Source organism: Lutimaribacter marinistellae, assembly GCF_042648365.1.
Lineage (GTDB): Bacteria > Pseudomonadota > Alphaproteobacteria > Rhodobacterales > Rhodobacteraceae > Lutimaribacter_A > Lutimaribacter_A marinistellae.
The window spans coordinates 280188-303739 of the sequence record NZ_JBHRXI010000004.1 but is presented as its reverse complement, the minus strand read 5'-3'; the positions used below and the strand labels follow the sequence as shown (position 1 = coordinate 303739).

The following is a 23552-nucleotide window of genomic DNA, read 5'->3' as shown; positions in this document are numbered from 1 at the left end:
AGCTCAGCGCCGTCCTTCCCGGAGCCAGCCAGCGGTAATGAACCCTGCGGCAAGCAGCAGCACCAGCCACGGTGGCAACAGGCTGGCGCGCGTTACGCTTTGTGTTTCATAGGCTTCCCGTGGAGTCAGGCCGATCCAGCCTCGGCCCGCTGCCGGTCGACCTTCACGAACGCTACGGACTTGTGGAAGGCCGTCTTCCAGCCGGATCACGCCACCACGCGTCGCATCAATGACGGGAGCCATCGTCTCGGCGCTTGCAATCGTCTGTTCAAATTCGCGCGGTGCTGCCGGACCTAGCCCGATTACGGCCTCGCTGTCTCGTTCGGCCAGTCTGTAAAGCCCGATTTCCGGGCCGCGCCAGAGCGTTTCGTACCGGCCAGGCGAGACTTCTTCCAATTCTACCTCGACCTCGTCGCCCGATGGCGTCGTGATCGTGACCGCTCCGATGTCTTCTTCGAGAGACCTGCGAATGATCCGCATCGTTTGACCGGTGGCTTCGGCCCAAAGCGCCTCTTCCTCCAGTTCGGGTTCCTTCATCATCCAATGGGCAAGTCTGCGCAGCAGTTCCAGCTGCGGACCGCCGCCTTCATAACCTCGGTTCCACAGCCAGGCGTGGTCAGAGGCCAGAAGCGCAACGCGGCCGTCTCCGACCCGGTCTAGGATGAGCAATGGTTGATCGTCAGCCCCGGTCATCACCTCGTGCCCTGCGATGCCCTCGATCTCGATCTGTCTCAGCCATGCACCCCAGCTCTCACTGTCCCGCAGGTCCGAGGTCACCGGATGGCGCAGGCCCCTATCTGTGACCTTGGGCACGTAACGCTCTTCGATCACGCGGGCGGTGGGTTCGGCCGGAAGGACTCGTGACAGCGGAGAACGATATATGCTGTCTGCCGTTGCGAAATCCGGCCCCGCAGCCACAAGGACCGCGCCGCCGGTTTCGACGTAATTCGCCACATTGTCGAGGTAGATCGCGGGCAAAATACCGCGCCGCTTGTAGCGGTCGAAGATGATCAGGTCGAAATCGTCGATCTTTTCGAGGAACAGTTCGCGGGTCGGAAAGGCGATGAGCGACAATTCATCTACAGGTACGCCGTCCTGCTTCTCGGGTGGCCGGAGGATGGTGAAATGCACGAGATCGACCGAGCTGTCGGACTTAAGAAGGTTGCGCCAAGTGCGGCCTCCGGGATGTGGTTCGCCGGATACCAACAACACCCTTAACCTGTCACGAACGCCGTTCATCTGGATCAGCGCAGTGTTGTTGCGGTCCGTCAACTCTCCCTCGGCGACGGGCACGGTGAACTGCAGCACATTTCGCCCGCCATGCGGAAGCGTCACCGGCACTTCGATATCCTGCCCGATTGGCAGCTCCACGCGCTGGGGTTCTTCTCCGTCGACCGAGATCTCCAAAGGCGCCACAGGCCCTGTGTCGGGCGGATTGCCGCTGTCCTCGATCCGCAGGGTCAATGTCACTGGTTCTCCGATGATGGCAAAAGCCGGGGCGTTCGACACGATGAGCCGCCTGTCCCAGTCGCCCTCGCGACCTGTCATGAGCAAGTGCAAGGGGGCAGGTAAGTTCGGGGTCCGATCCATGTCATGCACTAGCCCGTCCGAAAGCGCGACGATACCGGCGATGCGCGCGCTGGGCTCCTCGGCCAATGCCTCGGACAGGGCGGTCATGAGAGTGGTTCCGGCATCGCCCTCTGCATCACCAACGCGAATCCGACGCAATTCGGTGTTGTCGCGCGCTTCGATACGGGCGGCGAGCGTCTCGGCGGCCTCCATTTGATCCGGCCGGTCGGACAATGTCTGGCTGGCGCTCTCGTCTTCGATCATCACGACAATATCGGTGAGCGGCGCGCGATCCTCCTGCTGATAGACGGGACCGGCAAGCGCGCCCAGAATGACCAATGCCGCGAGGCCGCGCAGAGCCCAGCCTGAAAGGCCGCGCCAAAGGGCTAGTGCAACGCCTGCGATGGCAATCCCTGAAACCACGGCAATTAAGGCCCACGGGATAAGCGGATCGAAAAGGACTGTTCCGGTCATTGTCCCAACCTGTCGAGCAGCGCAGGTACATGGACCTGATCGGATTTGTAGTTGCCGGTCAAAACATGCATCACGAGGTTCACTCCGAAACGATACGCCAGTTCACGCTGGCGTTCTCCGGCATAACCGCGCCCTACAGGCACCAGCTGCCGACCGTCGCGATCCACGGCCCAGGCGGCCGCCCAGTCATTGCCACCGATGACCACGGGGGTTACGCCATCGTTGAGATTGCGAAAGGGCATCCCCTCGATCCGCTCGGCATCGGGCGGAGCGGCCTCGACCCAGACCTCGCTGCCGGCGTGACGGCCGGGAAAGTCCTGCAGCAAGTAAAATGTCCGCGTCAAAACGTGGTCATCTGGAACAGGCTCTAAGGGCGGTATGTCCAATGGCCGCGCCAATTGTTGTAGTTTGCGCCCGTTCGGACTGCCTGAGCCAAAGCGCGCGATATCCGCGTCGCGCGTATCGAACAGGATCATGCCGCCTTGCCGAAGATAAGTGTTCAGCTTGGCATAAGCCTCGTCCGACGGAACTGGCTGCTCTTCGCTGATTGGCCAATAGAGCAGGGGAAAGAATGCCAGTTCGTCGGTTTCAAGGTCCACGCCCATCGGCTGCGCGGGCTCCACCGAAGTTCGGAAGTAAAGCGTGTCGCCCAGACCCCTAAGCCCTGCTTGGGCAAGTTGATCGACCTCGGGGTCGCCGGTAAGAACATGGGCAAGTACCATTTCAGCGGTGGCTGATAAGGCAAACTCGGTCGCATCCGGATCGGCCTCTTGCGCAATACCCTTGGGCGCCAGCAAGCCCAATCCGATCACCAGCGCCGCTGTTCGTGCAAGCCCTAGACGACCAGAGAGGGCCAGCGCGGCAATGACGTCTGCCAAAAGGAGTGCGATGGCCAGGCTCAGCAGCATGCCGCCCAACGGCCGTTCTTGGGAAACACTCATGCCTTCGACCGGAATGCCGGGGGGCCAGCTTGCCAGCGACAGGACTGCGGCTTCATCCAGAACGTTCCGCGCGAGGCGACGCTTTTCGCTGGCGTAGAGACCGGGTTGCAAATCGGGCCCCAACTGCGCGCTCACCAGTTCCGCACCGTCAATTCCCGGAAGGTTGCCAGCATCACGCAGCGTGCCGAAACCATCCATGACCTGAACCGGTGACCACGTTGTACCTTCGAGCGCCTCGGCCTGCTGCGCCTTTACTCCGGATGAAACGGTCAGCCGGTCCAGCATCTCGACGAAAAGGCCCGACAGCGGAAGGGTGGACCATTCGGCGTCAGCGGTGACGTGGAACAGTACGACTTGTCCCTGCCCAAGCGGCTTTCGTGTCACAAGGGGGGTGCCGTCGCTCAGCGATGCGATCACCCGGTCTGCGAGCGTGGGATCAGGTTGCGCCATCACCTGCGTGCTAACCGTCACATCCTCGGGAACGCGAAGCCCGGAAAAAGGCGACCCCTCGGTGAAGGGGGCAAGCGTCTTGGCTTCGCCCCAGCTCATGGCGCCGCCGATACTGCGTCCACCGCCGCGCAGCCGCACGGGAAGGAGCTGTTCTTCGACATCGCGTCCAAATTCGCTTGCCGCCATACGTGGACCGGCGAAACGCACGAGAAGGCCGCCATTCTCCACCCAATCGACCAGTCCGGCCTCTTCACCGGCACTTAGTGTCGCCACATCGGCAAGAACGATCACGTCGGGGTTCGACGGCAGCACTTCCATCAACTCGCCAGGCACGAATTCTGCCGAAGGCACGAGAACCTGTGTGAGATAATGCAGAGGTGATAGCAGCTCCAACCCTTCGCGGTTGCGTTGCCCGGCGATCAGCGCAACCTCGCGCCGGCGCAATCCGTCATCACTCAGCGACAGGGCTCCGGCTGCGCGTTCGCCCTTGATCTCGAAACGGGTGATGCGGGCCCGCAATTCAGACGGCAGGATCAGTTCAGCGACGGCCTCCGTTCCGCCATCTTGGAAACGAGCGGTGGCAGTTTCCAGCACGCGAAGGGCCCCGGCTGGATCTCGTCCAGTCACCAGGATCTCGATGTCGCGTGCCGGGCCGGGATCGGCACGCATAGCGGTCAGGGCGATAGCTCCGTCTGCAAAGGTTGCGGGTTTCAGGCCCAGCACCGGCTGCCCTGACTGATAAATTCGCAATTCGCCCGCTGCGCGCAATATCGCCAGTATGTCTTCACGTCCCTCGTAATCCAGCCGGTCGCTAAACCAGTGCGTATCATAACTGCCTTCGACCACATCCAGAGCAGCGATCGCCTGTGCAACCTGCGCGGTCTGCGGCTGCCACGGGGCCGGTGAGACGCTGGGCAAGCGACTGCGCAGTGCTTCGGCCGATTGGAAAACGGGCGTTTCGGGGTCTGTCAGGCTCAAGAGGGCCACCGGCCGTCCGGACCGGCCTGCTTCGGCCAACTGGGCGTCGATCACGTCCATCCGGTTCGTCCAGTCGCTTGCTCCCGCCCACGTAGCATCAAGAACGACCAGCAAAGGGCCGTTTCCGATTGTTTCCCGTGATGGGTTCAGCACTGGTCCGGCCATGCCGATGATCACTGCCGCAACCGCAAGCATGCGCAGGAGCAAAAGCCACCAAGGTGTTCGGTCAGAGACGCTTTCGTCGTCTTTCAGACCCAGCAGCAGCGTTACTGCAGGAAACAGCCTTCGGATTGGCGCAGGGGGAATGGCGCGCAGGATAAGCCACAGGATCGGAAGGGCCAGCAAGGCCCATAGCAACCAGGGTGTCGCGAATCCGATGCCACCGAGAACTGTCATCGTATTCCCCCGTCGAGCGCGCGGTAAAGCCACAGCAGAGCCGATTGCGCGCTGTCACCGGTGTGATGCGTCCCGTACTGCCAGCCCGTCGCGCGACATAGAGCCTGCAACTCGGCCTTGCGTTCGGCAAGGCGAGCGACATAACGGTCCTTCAGATCACCTGCCTTCAAGGTTTCGTGGCGCATGGTGCCGCCGACACTCTGAAAGATTGTTCGACCATGAAACGGGAACGCCTCCTCACCGGGGTCGAGGACCTGAAGCAGGACGCCGCGTACGCCACGGTCGGCCGCCTTGGTCAGGGCCAGCCGAACTTCCTCCATTGCGCCGAGAAAGTCCGAGATGAAAACGGCCCTTGCATGCGGGATCATGGCGCGATGTTCAGGTGGGGCATAATCGGATTGGTCGTCTTCGACCCATAACTGGGCCAACCGTGCGACCTGTGCCTCGCCGCGCCTGGGCGGCAGGCTTGTGCCGGTCAGGCCGACGCGCTCTCCTCCGCGTACCAGCAGGATGGCCAAGGCCAAGGCCATTACACGGGCGCGTTCTATCTTTTCCGGGAGAGACTTGTCCGAAGAAAAGCGCATGGATGCGCCTTGATCGACCCAAAGCATGACCGATTGAGCGATCTGCCATTCCCTTTCACGCACGAACTGCGTGTCCCCGCGTGCCGACCTCCTGTGGTCGATCATCCGGCGACTATCGCCTTGCTGGGCAGGGCGGTATTGCCAGAAATCATCCCCCAGACCTGCGCGTCGTCGTCCATGTTCGCCCAAGAGAACGGTGCCGGCCAGATGCTCGGCCCGCGCCAGGAGTGGCGGAAACCGTCCGGCCTCAGCCTCGGCGCGTTCACGAAGGGCGAGAGGAGCGGTCACGCGGCCTCCTCACTGCGCGTCAAACCGCGTGCCGTGGTTTCGATGAGATCGGCGAGGCTGTCTCCCCGTGCGCGTGCGGCAAAATTCAGTGCCATTCGGTGGCTCAGGACGGGTCGAGCCATGGCCACGACGTCCTCGGCATTGGGTGCAAGCCGTCCCTCAAGCAATGCACGCGCACGGACGGTGAGCATCAGCGCCTGCGCCGCACGCGGACCCGGGCCCCAGGCCACGGTTTCACGAACCCGGTCTGATACGCCAGCCTCTTCGGGCCGGAACGCGCGGACCAGGTCGAGGATCAACTCCACTACCGATTCACCAACCGGCATACGCCTCAACAAGACCTGCGCGGCGAGCAAGTCCGCTTGAGTGAACACTTCGGCGGCTTCGGCCTCTTCAACTCCAGTGGTTGCCAGCAGAATCGACCTTTCCGTGTCGCGGTCGGGGTAAGCAACGTCAATCTGGACAAGGAACCGGTCCAGCTGCGCCTCGGGCAGTGGGTAGGTACCCTCCTGTTCAATCGGGTTCTGGGTTGCCAGCACATGAAACGGCTGTCCCAGTGAACGGTCCTCGCCCGCCACGGTCACCGTTTTCTCTTGCATCGCCTGCAACAATGCCGACTGCGTGCGGGGGCTGGCGCGGTTGATTTCATCGGCCATCAGCAACTGGCAAAAGATCGGACCGGGAATGAACCGGAATGCTCTCGTGCCGTCCTCGGCGGTGTCCAGTACCTCGGAACCAAGGATGTCTGCAGGCATCAGGTCAGGGGTAAACTGGATCCGGTTGCCCTTGAGCCCCATCACGGTGCTCAGTGTTTCAACCAGCCGTGTCTTTCCCAGCCCCGGCAAACCGATCAACAAGGCATGGCCACCGCACAGCAGAGCAGCCAATGTCAAATCTACGACACGCTCCTGACCTATGAACCGGCGCGTGATCGAGGTCTTCGCCTCGCGGAGCTTGTCTTCTAGGGCCTCGATCTCGGCGACCAGGTCGGCAGGCTCGGACATGACATTCCCTTCCATGGACATATATGGGTTGAGTGTATCTCGTGCAGAAGAAATGGCAAAAGTAATGAGCGGACAATCTCCCGTGATCCCTTCGGCATCCGACATCGAAGCAGCCGCAAAAGCATCTCAGGCCAAGGGTTTACCGCCGGTGGACACTTGGAACCCACCGCTTTCAGGAAAGATTGATATCCGCATCGCTCGTGATGGAACTTGGTACCATGAAGGTACACGGATGACCCGCCCGGGCCTCGTTCGCCTGTTCTCAACCATACTAAAACGCGAGGGAGATGCCTATTTCTTGGTCACTCCGGTTGAGAAATGGCAGATCGAGGTAGAAGATGCGCCATTTGTCGCTGTGGACTTTACCGCGACGGGGGAAGGCGAAATGCAGGTTCTGAGATTCACGACGAATCTTGGGGATACGGCAGTTGCGGGCGAAACGCTTCCGCTGCGCATCGTTCGGGACTACGAAACCGACGAACCTTCGCCGTACATAATGGTACGTTCCGGCCTTGAGGCGCTGATCGACCGCAAAAGCTTCTACAGGCTGGTCGACCTCGGCGCCCATCATGAGGGGTGGTTTGGAGTTTGGTCCCAGAACTGCTTTTTTCCCATCGCCCCATCGGACACGATTGACCCGGACTGAGGGCTTGCGTCCAATTAAAGATTTCCATATTACATGAAATATGGAAAAGACTGAAGCGATCACGACCCTTTCCGCGCTTGCGCATGACATGCGCATCGATATCTTCCGCATGCTGATCAAGGCAGGGGAGGGTGGATTGACGGCTGGCGACATTGCTTCTGCGTTGCAAGCAAGACCGAATACCGTGTCGAACAACCTAGCCTTGCTGACAACGTCCGGTCTTATTCGCCCTCAGCGCGAAGGCCGCTCGATCCGATACTTCTCAAGAATGGAGGGTATGCGCGACCTGCTTGCCTACCTGATGGAGGAGTGCTGTGGCGGTCGCCCCGATCTATGCCAACCTGTGCTTGACCAGTTGGCCACTTCGCCACCTTCCGACTGAACCGCGCCCGAAAACCGAACTGGATCCACCAATGACAGACACAACCGCCCCCGGTGCCGACAGCATGGGCGTTTTCGAACGTTACCTTACCCTATGGGTCGCCTTGGCGATGGTTTCGGGCATAGCGATCGGCTACATCGCGCCGGGACTTGTCCAAGCCGTGGCCGCAGCCGAGGTGGCTTCGATCAACCTCGTGGTGGCCGTTTTGATCTGGGCCATGGTCTACCCCATGATGGTTGGTGTCGATCTTGGGGCAATCTCGGGCGTCGCACGGCAACCTCGCGGCCTGTTGGTGACACTTGCCGTGAACTGGCTCATCAAGCCCTTCACAATGGCGCTTTTGGCGGTTCTTTTCTTCGATTACGTCTTCGCGCCATGGATCGCGCCCGAGGACGCGCAGCAGTATATTGCCGGGCTTATCCTGCTAGGTGCGGCGCCCTGTACAGCGATGGTGTTCGTCTGGTCGCAACTGACGCGCGGCGACGCCACCTACACGCTTGTGCAAGTCTCGGTGAACGACCTGATCATGGTGGTGGCCTTTGCCCCGATTGTTGCCTTTCTGCTCGGGGTTACCGACATAACCGTGCCTTGGGAGACGCTGGTTCTAGCCACCGTGCTTTACGTCGTTTTGCCATTGACCGCAGGGTTGATCACGCGCCGTATGCTTGGTTCCCAAGCGGCGATCGATGCTTTTTCGGCCCGGGTCAAGCCGTGGTCGATCATCAGTCTCATCGCTACCGTCGTCATCCTTTTCGGCCTGCAGGGTGAGGTAATCCTGGCCAAGCCCTTGGTGATCGTGCTGATTGCTGTCCCGATCCTGATCCAGAGTTACGGCATCTTTGCTCTTGCCTATGGTGCGGCCTGGGCGCTCAAGGTACCACACAAGATCGCGGCCCCCTGCGCGATGATCGGCACGTCCAACTTCTTTGAGCTTGCCGTTGCCGTCGCGATCAGCCTATTTGGTCTGAATTCGGGAGCAGCACTTGCCACCGTTGTCGGGGTTCTGGTGGAGGTGCCGGTGATGCTGTCACTGGTTGCATTTGCCAACCGCACCCGGTCGCGTTTTCCCGCGGGGAACTGACCGTTTGTCTTGGACAGTTGCGGCGAACGGGATAGAGAAATGGCCATGCCTCGTTTTGCCGCAAACCTATCGCTTCTGTTTACTGAACTGCCCTTTCTAGACAGATTTTCCGCCGCCGCTGATGTGGGTTTTTCCGGTGTCGAGGTTCTGTTTCCCTACGACACCGCAACAAAGCTAACTCGACGCGCCTTGTTGGCGAATGGGCTCGACTTCGTATTGATGAACGCGCCACCGCCAAATTACACGGGGGGGACGCCGGGTTATGCAGCGTTGACCGGGCAGGATGCACGCTTCCGCTCCGACATGAAGCGCACCATGCGCTTTGCAGCGGAGTTGAGGCCGGGGCTTATCCACGTGATGTCTGGTCCGGGAGAGGGTGATGACGCCAAGAAGACCTTTGTCGCGAATCTTCAATGGCTCGCGGATGCCTATCCGGAACAGCGCTTCACTATCGAACCGCTCAATCCAGTCTCGCAACCGGGCTATTTTCTGAACGATTACGATCTCGCTGCCGAGGTGCTCGGTGCGGTCGACCGTCCCAATCTGGCTCTCCAATATGATGCGTTTCACGCGCAGATGATCCATGGTGATGCGCTTGGTACATGGGAAAAACACGGGTACCGCGCTGCGCATATTCAGATCGGCGCTGCCCCTGACCGGTCTGAGCCCGGTCGTGGGCCCGTCGATTTCCCGGCGCTCTTTTCCGCAATCGATGACAGCGGGTATTCCGGTTGGGTCAGTGCGGAATATACTCCTTCAAGCGGTGACACACGCCGTTCGTTAGGCTGGATGCCACGCTGACCGGCACCCATTCTTCACCGAGTAGATCGGTGGGATGGTGCGGACCGGGCCAGATTAAGTCGCCAGACTTAATGCGCTTCGGCCCAGTTCGCGCCTTGACCGGCATCGACCACCAGATTTACATCCAGCTTCACGGCCGGATCTGCTGCGCCTTCCATCACGTCGCGGGCCGCGTCGATCAGAGAATCGACGGCATCTTCCGCCACTTCGAACAGCAATTCATCGTGAACCTGCAACAGCATTCTGGCCGGAAGTTCGGCGATGGCCGTAGGCATGCGAACCATCGCGCGCCGGATCACGTCGGCCGCGGTGCCTTGGATTGGGGCATTGATCGCCGCGCGTTTGGCAAAGCCCGCCGTCGGACCCTTTGCGTTGATCTCGGTCGTGTGAATCCGCCGCCCGAACAATGTCTGGACATACCCGTGTTCCTTGGCGAAACCGACCGTGTCGTCCATGTAGGCACGAATACCGGGGAAACGTTCGAAGTATCGGTCGATGAAACCCTGCGCCTCGGCTCGCGGGATACGCAGGTTTCTTGCAAGGCCGAAGCCCGAGATGCCGTAAATCACGCCGAAATTGATTGCCTTGGCCTGTCGCCGGATATCCGGTGTCATCTCGTCCAGAGGCACGTCGAACATCTCGCTCGCTGTCATGGCGTGGATGTCCAACCCATCGGAAAACGCCTGCTTCAGGGCCGGAATCTGGGCAATGTGCGCCAGGATCCGCAGCTCGATCTGGCTGTAGTCGAGGCTGACCAGAACATTGCCCGGCTCGGCAACGAAAGCCTCGCGGATGCGTCGGCCTTCTTCGCTTCGTACCGGGATGTTCTGCAAATTCGGATCGGTCGAAGCCAGGCGGCCTGTATTTGCCCCGGTTATCGAGTAGGAGGTATGGACCCGCCCGGTGTCGGGGTTGATATGGGTTTGCAGCGCATCGGTGTAGGTCGATTTCAGCTTGCTCAACTGCCGCCAATCCAGCACCCGGCGCGGCAGATCGTGTTCGGTTGCCAAATCCTCCAGCACGTCGGCGGGGGTCGAGTATTTGCCGGTCTTGCCCTTCTTGCCACCCGGCAAAGACATCTTGTCGAAAAGGATCTCGCCAAGCTGCGCAGGCGAGCCGACGTTGAAGCTTTCACCGGCCAACTCGTGAATCTCGGCCTCCAGCCCGGCCATCTTCTGGGCAAAGGCGTTGGACATGCGGCTCAGGACCTCGCGGTCGACCTTGACGCCATGCATCTCCATCTGTGCCAGAACCGGAACCAGAGGACGTTCTAGCGTCTCGTAAACCGTGGTGACTTTCGCGCGGTGCAATTGGGGTTTGAAGAGCTGCCAGAGGCGCAGCGTCACATCCGCATCCTCGGCGGCATAGGGGGTGGCATCATCAATCTTGACCTTGTCGAAGGTGATCGCGGATTTTCCACTGCCCAACAACGGCTTGATCGGGATCGGCGTGTGGCCCAGGTACCGTTCGCTCAGCGTATCCATCCCATGGCCGTGCTCGCCGCCATGCATGGCATAGGACATCAGCATCGTGTCGTCGATGGGAGAGACAGCGATGCCGTAGCGCTTCAGGATCTTGAAGTCATACTTGATGTTCTGCCCGATCTTGAGGATCGAAGGATCTTCGAGAACCGGCTTTAGCGCAGCCAATGCCTCTTCCAGCGGTATCTGACCCTCGGCCAGCGCGTCTGAGCCAAAAAGATCGTCTGCATCTCCGTCCTTGTGGGTCAGCGGGATATAGCAGGCCTTGCCCGGATCGATACATAGCGAAACGCCCACCAGTTCGGCGATCATTTCGTTCAGACCGGTCGTCTCGGTATCGACCGCGACGTATCCGCGTTCGCGTATCCGGTCGATCCATGGCGTCAGCGCGTCGATCTCGCGAATGCACTCATAGGCTTCTCCATCGAAAGGGAGTGCCTCTGCTGTGGGTGCCCCTTCCTCGGCCGTATCCGGCGTCTTTTCCGGGATCGCCGGAGCCTCGACCCCCAGCTTTTCCGATATCCGTTTGGTGAGGGTGCGAAACTCCATTTTGGCCAGGAATTCCATCAGCCGCTCTGGATCGGGTTCCCGCACTTCGAGGTCGTCCAACGTGAATTCCAGAGGGGTTTCACAATCGAGCTGTACCAACTTCTTCGACAACTCGATCTGGTCGCGTTTCTCGATCAGGGTCTGGCGGCGCTTGGGCTGCTTGATCTCCTCGGCCCGGTCCAGAAGATCTTCGAGAGAGCCGTATTCGTTGATCAGAAGAGCCGCGGTCTTGATCCCGATGCCCGGCGCGCCGGGCACATTGTCGACGGAATCACCTGCCAATGCCTGCACATCGACGACCCGTTCGGGGCCAACTCCGAATTTCTCGATGACGCCGTCGCGGTCGATGCTGCGGTTTTTCATCGCGTCGAACATTTCGACCCCGTTACCGACCAGCTGCATGAGATCCTTGTCGGAACTGATGATCGTCACCCGGCCGCCGGCCTCGCGCGCCTGAACGGCAAGCGTGGCGATGATGTCATCGGCCTCGTACCCTTCCATCTCTTTGCAGGCGATGTTGAACGCCTCGGTGGCTTGCCGGGTCAGTGGGATTTGCGGTCGCAGATCTTCGGGCATGGCCTCGCGATTGGCCTTGTACTGATCGTAAAGGTCGTTGCGGAACGTGTGGCTACCCTTGTCGAAGATCACCGCCACATGGGTGACGTCGCCGCCGTGGTTCCCTTCGACATAGCGCTGCAGCATGTTGCAGAAGCCCGACACCGCCCCGATCGGCAACCCGTCCGATTTCCGCGTCAGCGGCGGCAGCGCGTGATAGGCGCGGAAGATGAAAGCCGATCCGTCGATCAGGTGCAGATGGCAGCCTTTGCCGAATGTCATGCGCGTGTCTCCCAATGGCGGCGGTGTCCATGTCCTGCCACGATCCGCAGGGCGATTCCAGTGGCAAGCGCCGACATGGGCCGGCATGTACAAGACGTGCGTTCGACCCCTGTCATGGTCGACACGTAGCAGGCGGGGCGAGAACCCGTCAGTCCTCTTCGCGGCCTTTGAGAACGTATTTGCAATCGCAATAGGGGCATTCAACCCACCCCTGATCGGCGGGAATCTGCAGCCAGACCCTTGGGTGACCCAGCGCACCTTCTCCGCCATCGCAAGCCACGCGTGAGGTTTCCACGATCTTGGTTTCGGGGGCTTCGATGGTCATGAACGGCGGTCCTTCGGCTTGTCGGCTTCGCGGGCATGGATTAGGTGCGTTTATGAGCGAAGCCAAAGCAGGGGGCAAGAGGCGCTATGACCGATGCGGCAATCCGGATCGAAGGGTTGACCAAGACCTATGCAGGCGGGCGCGGCGCGCCGGAAAAGCATGCACTGAAAGGTGTTGACCTGACGGTTCCCCGCGGGTCCGTCTTTGGCCTTCTCGGTCCGAACGGTGCTGGAAAGTCGACGATGATCAACATCCTCGCGGGCCTTGTGATCAAGACATCGGGCAAGGTTACGATCTGGGGGTTCGATCAGGACCGCAACCCGCGGCAAAGTCGGGCCTCGATTGGGGTCATGCCACAGGAACTGAACCTCGACCCGTTCTTCACGCCGCGCGGTGCGCTTGAGGTTCAGGCAGGGCTCTACGGTGTGCCCAAGACGCAGCGCCGCAGCGACGAGATACTTGAGATGATTGGTCTTTCGGACAAGGCCGAGGCCTATGCAAGGACACTGTCGGGCGGAATGCGGCGGCGCCTGCTGCTGGGTAAGGCCCTTGTCCACCGTCCGCATGTCCTTGTGCTTGACGAACCGACCGCCGGGGTGGATATCGAGCTCCGCCAGATGCTCTGGGCCAATGTCAGAAAGCTGAACGAGCAGGGCATGACCATCATCCTCACGACCCATTACCTAGAGGAAGCCCAGGAGATGTGCGACGAGATCGCCATCATCAATCATGGCGAGGTAGTTGCGCAGGACAGCACCGAGAACCTTCTGGGTCGGCTGGATGGGCGCGCAATGGTGATCCACCCGGACGGGGCGGCGGATGCCGATCCCGTGGGCAAAGGCATCACGTGCCACCGGCGCGACGATGGTGCGCTGGTGTTGCAATACCGCAGTTCGGAAACGACGGCGGAAGCGGTGCTCGAAGCGGTCCGTGCGGCCGGCATCCGCATCCGCGACGTGAAGACAGAGGAGGCGGACCTAGAGGACGTGTTCCTTGCGCTCACATCTTCACGGTCGCGGGCATCGGCGGCATCTTGAAGGTGCGCGCTACCGCGCGCGCTCGATTTGCGCCCTGTGCGGGCGCGAAGCGAGGCTCTGCCTCGCACTCCGGGATATTTCGGGCAAGAGGAAGAAGCGTTTGCTGGCGAAGGTTGGTGCGCGGTTTTCAGGGTGCCGGATGAAAGAGTGCTGTCGCCTTTCACCGGCAAGTGACTCGGAATTGGAACAAAAGGTGAATATTATCCTGACTCGCCATGGTTGCCGAATTATCGATCCAGTCGAACTTCACCTTTCTCACTGGGGCTTCCCATCCTGAGGAGCACGTGGAGCGCGCCGTTTTGCTTGGGTTGTCAGCCATCGCCATCGCCGATGACAACTCGGTGGCGGGTATCGTGCGTGCACATGGCCATGCGCGCGAGATTGCCCGCAAGATCGCCGAGCGTCGGGCTTGGGATGAACGAAATGCCCCTATTGGCCCGCCCTGTCCCCCTCACTTGCCGCGCACCGGGTCCTATCCGATTTACTCCGTCCCCCGCGTGATTCCGGCGGCGCGGCTGGTGTTCACCGATGCGCCACCTGTCACCGCCTTGCCGATAACCAGGCGCGGCTGGGCAAGCCTTTGCCGGTTGCTGTCTTTGGGTAGGCTGCGCGCGCAGAAGGGTGACTGCATCCTCCACCTGTCGGATCTCGAGGATCATGCGGAAGGGCTCCACCTGCTCCTCTGGCCAAGCGAGACCGGGTTGGGGTGCGGCGCGGGAGGTGCGTGGCCACGGGCTGAACGGTTGGCGCACCGCTTTGCCGGGCGCATGCATGCCTTGCTCGTCCCAAGATATGATGGGGTTGACCGAATGCGGTTCGACCGGCTCGCGGCCCAGGCATCTGCGCTGGGAGTGCAGGCGCTCGCATCTGCCGCACCGCGCATGCATCACGGTGCGCGGCGGCGGCTGGCAGATGTGCTGACGGCCATCCGGTTGCGCTGCCGGGTCGAGGATCTTGGCCGTAACGCGCTTGCCAATGGCGAGCAGCGCTTGCGCGGTGCGGACGAGATGCGGCACCTCTTCAGGGGGCACGAGGATGCGGTAGCCCGTACGCAGGAACTGGCGGACAGCCTGACCTTTTCACTGAACGAGTTGCGATATGAGTACCCGTCCGAGATTGCCGCGGGTGAAACCCCCGCGGACCGGTTAGCGCGGCTGTCGCGTGAGGGCTTGGCCTGGCGCTACCCGGCGGGTGCGCCTGACAAGGTGCGCGCGATGCTGGCCCATGAACTCGCTCTTATCGCCAAGCTGAAGTACGAGCCTTACTTCCTCACCGTGCGCGATATCGTGGCTTTTGCCCGCTCGCGCGACATCCTGTGTCAGGGGCGCGGCTCGGCGGCCAATTCGGTGGTCTGCTACGCGCTGGGCATCACCGAGGTCAGCCCCGAGATCGGTACCATGGTGTTCGAGCGTTTCGTGTCCGAGGCACGCGACGAACCGCCGGACATAGACGTCGATTTCGAGCATGAGCGCCGCGAGGAGGTCATTCAGCACATCTACGAGCGCTATGGCCGCCATCGCGCCGGGCTTTGCGCAACCGTGATCCATTACCGGGGCAAGCGTGCGATCCGCGAGGTCGGACGCGCAATGGGGCTGACCGAGGATACGATCTCGGCGCTGTCTTCTCAGCTATGGGGTTTTTTCTCGACCAAGGGAATCGAGGCTGAGCGGATGCGCGAGATCGGACTCGACCCTGCCGACCGCCGCCTGCAGCAGACATTGGCGCTGGTCTACGAGATCAACGGCTTTCCCCGGCATCTGTCACAGCATGTCGGCGGATTCGTCATCACCGAGGGGCGGCTGGATGAGCTTGTGCCCATCGAGAATGCCGCGATGGAAGACCGCACCGTCATCTGCTGGGACAAGGACGATATCGATACACTTGGTATCCTCAAGGTGGATGTTCTGAGCCTTGGGATGCTTACCTGCATCCGCAAGGCGCTGGACCTGATCGAGCAGCATCACCAGACCCGGTTCAGCCTTGCCACGTTGCCGCCCGAGGATCCAAAGGTCTACGACATGCTCTGCCGTGCCGACTCCATAGGCGTGTTCCAGGTCGAGTCTCGTGCGCAGATGAACTTCCTGCCGCGCATGCGCCCGCGTAACTTCTATGATCTCGTGATCGAAGTGGCGATCATCCGTCCCGGCCCAATCCAGGGAGACATGGTTCACCCCTATATCCGACGGCGAAATGGCGAGGAGGCTGTGGAGTTCCCGTCAGACGCGCTGGGCGAAGTGCTGGGCAAGACGCTGGGCGTGCCGCTTTTCCAGGAACAGGCGATGCAGATTGCCATCGTTGGCGCGGGCTTTACCCCCGAGCAGGCCGATCGCCTGCGCCGCGCGCTCGCCACTTTCAAGAAGCTCGGCCATGTCGGCGAGTTCCGTTCGCTCTTTCTGCATGGAATGGCCAGGAACGGCTATGACCGTGACTTTGCCGAGCGGTGCTTTTCGCAGATCGAGGGGTTCGGTTCCTACGGTTTCCCCGAAAGCCATGCGGCCAGTTTCGCGCTGCTGGTCTATGCCTCGGCCTGGATCAAGTGTCATCACCCGGGGATCTTTGCCTGCGCACTCCTGAACTCTCAGCCAATGGGTTTCTACGCGCCCGCCCAGATTATCCGAGATGCCCGCGAACACGGGGTTGAGGTGCGGCCGATCTGTGTCAACAACAGCTATTGGGACAACGTGATGGAGCCGGACGGGCGCGGTGGTCTGGCCCTGCGACTGGGATTTCGGCAGATCAAGGGGCTGCGCGAGGATGATGCGGCATGGCTGACCGCGGCGCGCGGCAATGGGTATACCGAGGTGGCCGATCTGTGGCGTAGGGCGGGACTGACTCCACTGGTGCTTGAAAAGCTCTCCGAAGCGGATGCTTTCGCCGCGCTTGGCCTTACGCGGCGCGAGGCGCTCTGGGCGGCAAAGGCGATCAAGACACCCCGCCCCCTGCCGCTTTTCGCGCAGGGGATTGAGGGCGAGATGATCGATGAACCTGCGGCCCATCTGCCCGAGATGACACTGGGTGAGGAGGTTGTTGAGGATTATGTCTCCATGCGCCTGAGCCTCAAAGCGCATCCCGTCGCGCTGCTGCGCCACCTGCTGACGCCTTCGGGCTGAACCATAGTCGCGTCGCGTGCGCTCGGCGGTGGGTGGGGTTCAGGCTGTCAGATCCTTGGGCATTGGGTTCCAGTCGAAATAGGCCTTTACGACCCCGTGATCCGAGGCCCCAAGGGTGTCTTCAAACGAAGGCCGGTTGAGGTGGTCATTGATCACTTCCATCTCGCGGAACGACCACAGCCGCTTGCGGGAGTGGTCATAGAACTCTTCGCTCACAAGGATATGGTCCAGGCTTTCGCGTTTGTGCTTGTAGATATGCGTGTAATAGACGTGCCGCATCGATCGATACTGCTGCAGCCGTTCAACGGAGTAGAGGCCCTTGTCAGAGGTCAGACCAGCGCGACTTTTCTGCATGACGCGATAGGTGGGTTGATCCGAGATGAGCTCGTTGGTGACCGAGGTGGTATCGTCGTTCAGATCACCCAAGACCACGACCGGCGAGATATCGTCATCATCCTCGCTCGTCATTTGCTCATCCAGCAGAACGCGTAGCGCGCCAGCTTCCATGACGCGACGAACATGAGCCAGGGCCGAGCGCGCGTGTTTCGCGTGATACTCCAGAATGACCGGTTTTGGCGCGGCAAAGGAAACCCGCGCCGGACCCTTGGATTTCAGGTGTGCGACGATGACTGTAACCTCGGGCGGTGTAGGGCTGCGCCCTTCGGGCTGTATCGTCGCGATCAGAAGAGGGCGCGAGAATTCCGAGATCGTGATGGTGATCTCTTCTTCGGCACCATCGGTCTCGTGCAGTTTTTCGAACCGGAAGGTTTCTGGAAACGCCGTCTGCCAGTCACCCCGAACCAATTGCGGGCTGCCATGCCGGTCTTTGCGAACGGCCAGTGCGACTTGCGGCCGTCCGCGCCCCGGTGCGTCCCGTGCAAGGATGTCATAATCACCTGACAGTCCAGCGGCTTTGAAGCAGTCTACCAATGCCTGAGCTGCCCAAAGTTCCTGGAACGCAATGACTTCGGCATCGACCTCGCGCAGCCGCGCGGCGGTCCACTCGACCTTACGCCGATATGCGGCCTGGCCCTCGGCATCGTCGGTGAAATGCGGTTGGTTGGAATAGGTGATCCCGCCGGGCACTTGCAGGTTCAGCAGGTTGATCGTGGCGAAACTGAGATCGCGCATGTTGTCGCGGGGCATGGGGCAGGCTCCTTGTGACGACCGGGCATAGCATATCACGATTCCGACGCTTGTTTGATGACGCCTGCATCTGACAAGGCGACCAGCGGCAGGCGATTGCCCGTTGTGAAAAAGGTGGTTCACCCGAACTCGCTCAAGCGATAGACAAACGCCGAGCAGTTGCCGGAGTCCGAAATGCCCACACCCAAACCCGTCGTCCTTTGCATCCTCGATGGCTGGGGGCTTTCTGATGACACGGCGGCGAACGCGCCTTACCTCGCAAAGACCCCGACATTCGATGCGATCATGCAGGACGGACCTCATGCGAAACTGATTACCCATGGTCCGGATGCAGGTTTGCCGAGCGGGCAGATGGGCAATTCAGAAGTGGGCCATACCAATATCGGGGCGGGCCGCGTCGTCGCAATGGATCTGGGCCAGATCGATCTTGCGATCGAAGACGGAAGCTTTTTCGAACAGAAAGCCCTGAAGGATTTCATCGCCACATTGAAGCGGACAGGCGGTACCGCGCATCTGATGGGGCTGGTGTCCGACGGCGGCGTGCACGGACATCTCGAGCACATCCTTGCAGCGGCGAAAGCGATGACTGACGCCGGTGTGCCGGTTGCATTTCATGCTATCACCGATGGGCGGGACGTCGCGCCGAAATCGGCATATGGCTACCTGTCGGAGCTGGAGGACCGCCTGCCCGAGGGCGCAAAGGTCGTTACAGTGACAGGTCGTTATTTTGCGATGGATCGCGACAACCGCTGGGATCGGGTGAAAGAAGCCTATGACGCGATGATCCGTGGCGTAGGCCGCACGGTAAAAACGGCAGAAGATGCCGTGACCCGTGCCTATAACCAGAGCGAGACGGACGAGTTTATCGGCGCTAGCGTCATCTCGGGTTACGAGGGTGCTGTTGAGGGTGACGGCGTGTTTTGCCTGAATTTCCGGGCCGACCGCGCCCGCGAAATCCTGCGTGCAATTGGTGAGCCTGGTTTCAGCGAATTCGAGACGGGCACGCAGCCGAAACTGGCCGCGATGCTTGGCATGGTGGAGTATTCCGAGGGCCACAACGCTTACATGACAACGGTTTTCCCGCCGCGTGAAATCGTGAATACCTTGGGTGAGTGGGTGGCGAAACAAGGCCTCCGACAGTTTCGTCTGGCGGAGACCGAGAAGTATCCGCATGTCACCTTTTTCCTGAACGGCGGCAAGGAAAGCCCGGAAGTGGGCGAGGATCGCTACATGGCGCCGTCGCCTAAGGTTGCCACCTATGATCTGCAGCCCGAAATGTCGGCGGCCGAGGTTACGGCTGCTTTCGTCAAGGCGATCGAAGCCGGGTATGACCTGATCGTATGCAACTATGCAAACCCTGACATGGTTGGGCATACAGGGGATTTGAATGCCGCGATAAAGGCTTGCGAAGCGGTGGATCAGGGTCTGGCAAAGGTGATCGCCGCGCTTGAGAAGGCAGGAGGGGCAATGATCGTCACGGCCGATCACGGAAACTGTGAAACCATGGTCGATCCCGCGACGGGTGGACCCCACACGGCACATACGCTCAACCCGGTCCCCGTGGCACTGGTCGGCGGGCCCGACGGCGCGCGCCTGCGCGATGGACGATTGAGCGATCTTGCACCAACCATTCTGGCACTGATGGACCTGCCTCAGCCCAAGGAAATGACCGGGAGGAGCCTGCTGGCATGACGCTTCGCGCGCTATTGCTGGGGGTTTCCGTGACGCTTGCTGCCGGACAGGCGCAGGCGCAACCGGATCCGGCCGACGCCGCGCGCGAGGCCGCGCGAATGCTTGAAGAGGCGTCCATTACACTGTCCGAGGCAGAAGCTGCCCGCGATCGGGTCAAGGCGCTGACGGGAACGGTCCGCGCCTACGAGGCCGGGCTTGCCGCCATGCGCGAAGGTCTGCGGCGCGCTGCCGCGCGAGAGGCTGAACTGACCGCCCAACTGCGGGCGCGCGAAGATGAAATTGCCCGCCTGCTCGGCGTGATCCAGACGATCGAGACCTCTGCACCACCGGTGTTGATGTTGCACCCTTCGGGACCGTTGGGCGCGGCACGGTCCGGCATGATGCTGGCCGAGGTGACGCCCGGGCTCAACGCCGCTGCCAAGCGCCTAGCCGAGGATCTGGAAGAGGTCCGGACTCTTCGCCAACTGCAACAGAACGCGGCCCGCACCTTGCAGGACGGATTATCCGGTGTGCAGCAGGCCCGCGCCGATTTGAGCAAGGCTATTGCCGACCGAACCGACTTGCCGCGCCGGTTCGCGGAAGATCCCGTGCGCACGGCAATCCTGATATCGTCAACCGAAACGCTGGACGGGTTTGCCAGCGGTCTTTCTGAAATTGCAGCTGACGGAAGTGTGACCCCATCGAGCGCGGATATCACGGCGCTCAGGGGAGCAGTTCCCTTGCCTGTTCAGGGTCTGATGCTGCGACGTGCGGGCGAAGAGGATGCAGCCGGAATTGCCCGCGAAGGCATCATCTTGGCTACGCGTGCCAGGGCCTTGGTGGTTTCGCCCACTCCGGCGACAATCCGTTACCTTGGGCCGCTGCTCGATCTGGGTAATGTCGTAATTCTGGAGCCTCAGCCAGATCTGCTTTTCGTGTTTTCGGGATTGGCCGAGGTCTATGGCGAGGCTGGCCTCGTCATCCCCGAGGGCACGCCTGTTGGGTTGATGGGGGGTGCCGCGCCTGAAATCGGCGCTATAGTGTCCACGAACGCGGATGTGACTGGAACGGAACGGCCGGAAACGCTCTATATCGAAGTACGAGAAGGTGGCAGCCCGGTGAACCCGGAAACGTGGTTCCGAACGGACAAGGATAGATAGGACGAGCATGAAAAACTTCTTGATAGCCGGGCTTGCCGGAACACTGGCGGGGATCATCGCAACCACGCAGGTGGCCGGACCACTTGTCGCGCAGGAAGCAGAAAGCAACGCAAGCGTCTATGAGCAGCTCGACCTGTTTGGTGACATATTTGAACGCATCCGCGCGCAGTACGTCGAGGAAGTCGAGGCCGGCGACCTGATCGAGGCTGCCATTGACGGGATGCTGACCTCGCTTGACCCGCATTCCAGCTACCTTTCCCCCGAAGATGCCGCCGCGATGCGGGTTCAGACCCGCGGGGAATTCGGGGGTCTCGGGATCGAGGTCACCCAAGAGGAAGGGTTCGTCAAGGTCGTCTCGCCCATTGATGGCACGCCCGCTGACGAGGCGGGCATTGAGGCGGGTGATTTCATCACCCATGTTGATGGTGAAAGCCTGCTTGGGCTGACTCTGGACAAGGCCGTGGAACTGATGCGCGGCCCGGTCGGATCCGAGATCATCGTGACCGTGGTGCGTGAGGGCGAGGCAGAGCCCTTTGACGTTTCCATCATCCGCGACACGATCAAGTTGACTGCGGTTCGTTCGCGCAACGAGGGAGAAAGCGTCGTCCTGCGCGTCACGACCTTCAACGATCAGACCTACCCGAACCTCAAGGACGGGTTGGAAGAGCAGATCGAAGAAGCAGGTGGCATAGATGCGATTAACGGCGTCGTGCTGGATCTGCGAAACAATCCGGGCGGTCTGCTGACGCAAGCCATCAAGGTCGCGGATGCGTTCCTCGACGAGGGAGAGATCGTTTCGACCCGCGGCCGTGACCCGCAAGACGGCGAACGGTTCAACGCCGAAAAGGGTGACCTGGTCGAGGGCAAGCCCATCGTCGTTTTGATCAATGGCGGTTCTGCGTCGGCGTCCGAGATCGTTGCAGGCGCATTGCAGGATCACCGCCGGGCGATTGTGGTGGGCACCAAGAGTTTCGGCAAAGGCTCGGTGCAGACGGTAATGCCGCTACGCGGTGACGGCGCAATGCGTTTGACAACGGCGCGTTACTACACGCCGTCGGGCCGATCCATTCAGGCATTGGGCGTGAGCCCGGACATCGTCGTGCAGCAACCGCGTCGCAGCCCGGCTGAGGATGACGAGGAAGAAAATACCACCCGTCCCTCCCGCTCGGAGGCGGACCTGCGCGGGCGTCTGAACAATGACAGCCTGAGCGAGGATCAGATCCGTCAGATCGAAGAAGACCGCGCCAAGGCCGAGGCGACCGCCGCTCTGCGCGAGGAGGATTACCAGCTGGCCTATGCCATCGACATCCTCAAGGGGCTGTCGGCATTCGGGTCCGGTGACTGACCACGATCAGCGGGGGAGGTACTCCTCCCCCGCGGCTACATCGTTTCAAGGCAGTGCCGCCGAAACGCTCTCTTGAGCATGTCCAGCTCAGCACGTAGCAAATCGACTTCGGCACGCAGGTCGTCTGACACCGGTTCTCCGGCGATCAGGGTGAAGTTTCCGAGTTTCGTGTTCGTCTCGGTGTCGATAATGATGAAACTCTGCACGCCATCTGCGACCGCGTCGGTCGGAATGGTGATCTTCAGGTCCCAGTAACTGGGGTCGCTTCCTTCGGTCACCTCCACCTGGTCGACAGGTTGATCCAGCCAGAGAACCTTGATCTCAGGTTTTTTTCCAGCGGGCGATCCGGTAATCCGGCCTTCCCATACACCATGGCGCAGCCGGATCTTGGTGAGGGTCAGGTCGCTCATTCTTGGAACTCCGTCACAGGGCCGCCCGACGATGGCGGCAGAAGGTGAGGTCGCGGATCACGACCTGGTTCATCTCGGGCGCCTCGAAAATAAGGTCCAGCCAGACCTTTTCGATCCGCTTCTCGTTGAGGCGCGAATAGGCAAGGTCGAACTCCACCTTCACCTCCTGTTCGTTCAGAGGCAATTCGCGCACGATCTGTTCGGTATTCGGCCCGTGCCGAATATTCAGCCGTGCAAATATCTCCAGCGGTTTCTCGGTCTCTATGATGGTGTCCACCCGCAACAGATGCGAGCGTGTCATTCCGCGCGCTGCTTCTGGCGGCAGGTCGATCACCAGCGACAGGAACGAGCCATCAAACTTGAAGACGTCCATGCGCAGGCCATAAGGGGCAAGATCTGCTTCGCGCAGGTTTCGCAACTGACGAAGCGTGAGCTCCGAGAACTCGCAATCATGGAACAAAGTGACCTCGTGCCCAAGCATGGACTTGGTCGGAACCGAGGACAGACCGGGAACCGGCAAAGGACCGCGCCACGCCTCGGGCCGCCATGACCAGTCGGTGCCATGCGGCTTGGGAAAGAATGATGATCCGATGCGTGGCAGCGCCAGCCTGCCATCAGCCGTGTGCACCAAGTGATCGAGATGCGCCCGCAATTCCCGCGCCTGGTTGCGTTGAACGCGCAGCGCCGCAAGATCGGCGTCACCGGCGCCAGACGCCGCCTGACGCCAGCGTTGCATGGCGCGTAGATGAAACAGTCTGTCGAGGACCTTGCCCAAATTCCTGCCCCGTTCCGGCGGTGCTTTTTGTTTCGTTAGCGTAAGGAGATTAACTGATTAACTCCAAGTTTCCGCAGCTTGCCGGATTTTTTCCGTTTGCGAAACGGATTGT

At 60.9% G+C, this 23552-nt stretch carries 18 protein-coding genes; 9 read left to right on the top strand and 9 right to left on the bottom strand.

Going from position 1 to position 23552, the window contains the following annotated elements; translation table 11 throughout:
* Positions 1-3: 3 nt before the first annotated feature.
* From ACFORG_RS05995 to ACFORG_RS05980, 4 genes are read right to left on the bottom strand one after another with little or no spacing between them, the layout of a single operon-like run.
* Positions 4-2043, bottom strand: a complete 2040-nt coding sequence (locus ACFORG_RS05995; protein ID WP_386734476.1) for a hypothetical protein — start codon at positions 2041-2043, stop codon at positions 4-6.
* Positions 2040-4808, bottom strand: coding sequence for a DUF4159 domain-containing protein (locus tag ACFORG_RS05990; RefSeq protein ID WP_386734475.1), 2769 nt, complete (start codon positions 4806-4808; stop codon positions 2040-2042). The genes ACFORG_RS05995 and ACFORG_RS05990 overlap by 4 nt, the downstream gene beginning before the upstream one ends.
* Positions 4805-5680, bottom strand: coding sequence for a DUF58 domain-containing protein (locus ACFORG_RS05985; protein ID WP_386734474.1), 876 nt, complete (start codon positions 5678-5680; stop codon positions 4805-4807). Before ACFORG_RS05985 ends, ACFORG_RS05990 begins: the two co-directional genes overlap by 4 nt.
* Entirely contained in the window at positions 5677-6684 is a 1008-nt protein-coding gene (locus ACFORG_RS05980; protein ID WP_386734473.1) for an AAA family ATPase, read from the bottom strand. Before ACFORG_RS05980 ends, ACFORG_RS05985 begins: the two co-directional genes overlap by 4 nt.
* A 64-nt stretch (positions 6685-6748) precedes the next feature.
* Here ACFORG_RS05980 and ACFORG_RS05975 point away from each other — a divergent pair, with 64 nt between their 5' ends.
* The 4 genes from ACFORG_RS05975 (at position 6749) to ACFORG_RS05960 (ending at position 9594) form a co-directional block, all read left to right on the top strand.
* Positions 6749-7330 (top strand): DUF1285 domain-containing protein, encoded by a 582-nt coding sequence (locus ACFORG_RS05975; RefSeq protein WP_449284304.1) that lies wholly within the window; start codon positions 6749-6751, stop codon positions 7328-7330.
* Positions 7331-7370: 40 nt separating this feature from the next.
* A complete protein-coding gene (locus ACFORG_RS05970) occupies positions 7371-7712 on the top strand; it encodes an ArsR/SmtB family transcription factor (protein ID WP_386734472.1) in 342 nt (113 codons plus the stop codon).
* Positions 7713-7776: 64 nt separating this feature from the next.
* Entirely contained in the window at positions 7777-8793 is a 1017-nt protein-coding gene (gene arsB / locus ACFORG_RS05965) for an ACR3 family arsenite efflux transporter (RefSeq protein WP_386734730.1), read from the top strand.
* Positions 8794-8838: 45 nt separating this feature from the next.
* Positions 8839-9594 (top strand): hydroxypyruvate isomerase family protein, encoded by a 756-nt coding sequence (locus ACFORG_RS05960; RefSeq protein WP_386734729.1) that lies wholly within the window; start codon positions 8839-8841, stop codon positions 9592-9594.
* A 68-nt stretch (positions 9595-9662) separates the two neighbouring features.
* On the opposite strand, the gene polA is transcribed toward ACFORG_RS05960, so the two are convergent.
* Complete coding sequence (gene polA, locus ACFORG_RS05955; RefSeq protein WP_386734471.1) at positions 9663-12461, bottom strand: DNA polymerase I; 2799 nt, start codon at positions 12459-12461, stop codon at positions 9663-9665.
* Positions 12462-12609: 148 nt separating this feature from the next.
* Complete coding sequence (locus ACFORG_RS05950; RefSeq protein WP_386734470.1) at positions 12610-12786, bottom strand: zinc-finger domain-containing protein; 177 nt, start codon at positions 12784-12786, stop codon at positions 12610-12612.
* An 86-nt stretch (positions 12787-12872) separates the two neighbouring features.
* Between ACFORG_RS05950 and ACFORG_RS05945 the strand changes: the two genes are divergently transcribed.
* Both ACFORG_RS05945 and ACFORG_RS05940 read left to right on the top strand, forming a co-directional pair.
* Positions 12873-13823, top strand: coding sequence for an ABC transporter ATP-binding protein (locus ACFORG_RS05945; protein ID WP_386734469.1), 951 nt, complete (start codon positions 12873-12875; stop codon positions 13821-13823).
* A gap of 215 nt (positions 13824-14038) precedes the next feature.
* Positions 14039-16933 (top strand): error-prone DNA polymerase, encoded by a 2895-nt coding sequence (locus ACFORG_RS05940; protein WP_386734468.1) that lies wholly within the window; start codon positions 14039-14041, stop codon positions 16931-16933.
* A 39-nt stretch (positions 16934-16972) separates the two neighbouring features.
* Here the strand turns inward: ACFORG_RS05940 and ACFORG_RS05935 are convergent, their stop codons facing one another.
* Positions 16973-18079 (bottom strand): endonuclease/exonuclease/phosphatase family protein, encoded by a 1107-nt coding sequence (locus tag ACFORG_RS05935; RefSeq protein ID WP_386734467.1) that lies wholly within the window; start codon positions 18077-18079, stop codon positions 16973-16975.
* A 174-nt stretch (positions 18080-18253) separates the two neighbouring features.
* Here ACFORG_RS05935 and gpmI point away from each other — a divergent pair, with 174 nt between their 5' ends.
* The 3 genes from gpmI to ACFORG_RS05920 are packed head-to-tail and all read left to right on the top strand — an operon-like array spanning position 18254 to position 22255.
* Positions 18254-19771, top strand: coding sequence for a 2,3-bisphosphoglycerate-independent phosphoglycerate mutase (gpmI, locus tag ACFORG_RS05930; RefSeq protein ID WP_386734466.1), 1518 nt, complete (start codon positions 18254-18256; stop codon positions 19769-19771).
* Positions 19768-20910, top strand: a complete 1143-nt coding sequence (locus ACFORG_RS05925; protein ID WP_386734465.1) for a murein hydrolase activator EnvC family protein — start codon at positions 19768-19770, stop codon at positions 20908-20910. Before gpmI ends, ACFORG_RS05925 begins: the two co-directional genes overlap by 4 nt.
* Before the next feature lie 7 nt (positions 20911-20917).
* Positions 20918-22255 (top strand): S41 family peptidase, encoded by a 1338-nt coding sequence (locus ACFORG_RS05920; protein WP_386734464.1) that lies wholly within the window; start codon positions 20918-20920, stop codon positions 22253-22255.
* Positions 22256-22290: 35 nt separating this feature from the next.
* Here ACFORG_RS05920 and ACFORG_RS05915 read toward each other — a convergent pair whose 3' ends face one another.
* Together ACFORG_RS05915 and ACFORG_RS05910 are read right to left on the bottom strand one after the other, a co-directional pair.
* Positions 22291-22665 carry a hypothetical protein gene (locus ACFORG_RS05915; protein WP_386734463.1) on the bottom strand — a complete coding sequence of 125 codons (375 nt, stop codon included), beginning with the start codon at positions 22663-22665 and terminating at the stop codon, positions 22291-22293.
* A 13-nt stretch (positions 22666-22678) separates the two neighbouring features.
* Positions 22679-23440 carry a DUF6478 family protein gene (locus ACFORG_RS05910; protein WP_386734462.1) on the bottom strand — a complete coding sequence of 254 codons (762 nt, stop codon included), beginning with the start codon at positions 23438-23440 and terminating at the stop codon, positions 22679-22681.
* Between the last annotated feature and the right edge of the window lie 112 nt (positions 23441-23552).

Excerpts from the sequence above, each read along its gene's own strand:
- ACFORG_RS05995 (WP_386734476.1), bottom strand. The coding sequence starts at position 2,043 with ATGACCGGAACAGTCCTTTTCGATCCGCTTATCCCGTGGGCCTTAATT.
- ACFORG_RS05990 (WP_386734475.1), bottom strand. The coding sequence starts at position 4,808 with ATGACAGTTCTCGGTGGCATCGGATTCGCGACACCCTGGTTGCTATGG.
- ACFORG_RS05980 (WP_386734473.1), bottom strand. The coding sequence starts at position 6,684 with ATGTCCGAGCCTGCCGACCTGGTCGCCGAGATCGAGGCCCTAGAAGAC.
- ACFORG_RS05975 (WP_449284304.1), top strand. The coding sequence starts at position 6,749 with ATGAGCGGACAATCTCCCGTGATCCCTTCGGCATCCGACATCGAAGCA.
- ACFORG_RS05970 (WP_386734472.1), top strand. The coding sequence starts at position 7,371 with ATGGAAAAGACTGAAGCGATCACGACCCTTTCCGCGCTTGCGCATGAC.
- arsB (WP_386734730.1), top strand. The coding sequence starts at position 7,777 with ATGGGCGTTTTCGAACGTTACCTTACCCTATGGGTCGCCTTGGCGATG.
- ACFORG_RS05960 (WP_386734729.1), top strand. The coding sequence starts at position 8,839 with ATGCCTCGTTTTGCCGCAAACCTATCGCTTCTGTTTACTGAACTGCCC.
- polA (WP_386734471.1), bottom strand. The coding sequence starts at position 12,461 with ATGACATTCGGCAAAGGCTGCCATCTGCACCTGATCGACGGATCGGCT.
- ACFORG_RS05950 (WP_386734470.1), bottom strand. The coding sequence starts at position 12,786 with ATGACCATCGAAGCCCCCGAAACCAAGATCGTGGAAACCTCACGCGTG.
- ACFORG_RS05945 (WP_386734469.1), top strand. The coding sequence starts at position 12,873 with ATGACCGATGCGGCAATCCGGATCGAAGGGTTGACCAAGACCTATGCA.
- ACFORG_RS05940 (WP_386734468.1), top strand. The coding sequence starts at position 14,039 with ATGGTTGCCGAATTATCGATCCAGTCGAACTTCACCTTTCTCACTGGG.
- ACFORG_RS05935 (WP_386734467.1), bottom strand. The coding sequence starts at position 18,079 with ATGCCCCGCGACAACATGCGCGATCTCAGTTTCGCCACGATCAACCTG.
- gpmI (WP_386734466.1), top strand. The coding sequence starts at position 18,254 with ATGCCCACACCCAAACCCGTCGTCCTTTGCATCCTCGATGGCTGGGGG.
- ACFORG_RS05925 (WP_386734465.1), top strand. The coding sequence starts at position 19,768 with ATGACGCTTCGCGCGCTATTGCTGGGGGTTTCCGTGACGCTTGCTGCC.
- ACFORG_RS05920 (WP_386734464.1), top strand. The coding sequence starts at position 20,918 with ATGAAAAACTTCTTGATAGCCGGGCTTGCCGGAACACTGGCGGGGATC.
- ACFORG_RS05915 (WP_386734463.1), bottom strand. The coding sequence starts at position 22,665 with ATGAGCGACCTGACCCTCACCAAGATCCGGCTGCGCCATGGTGTATGG.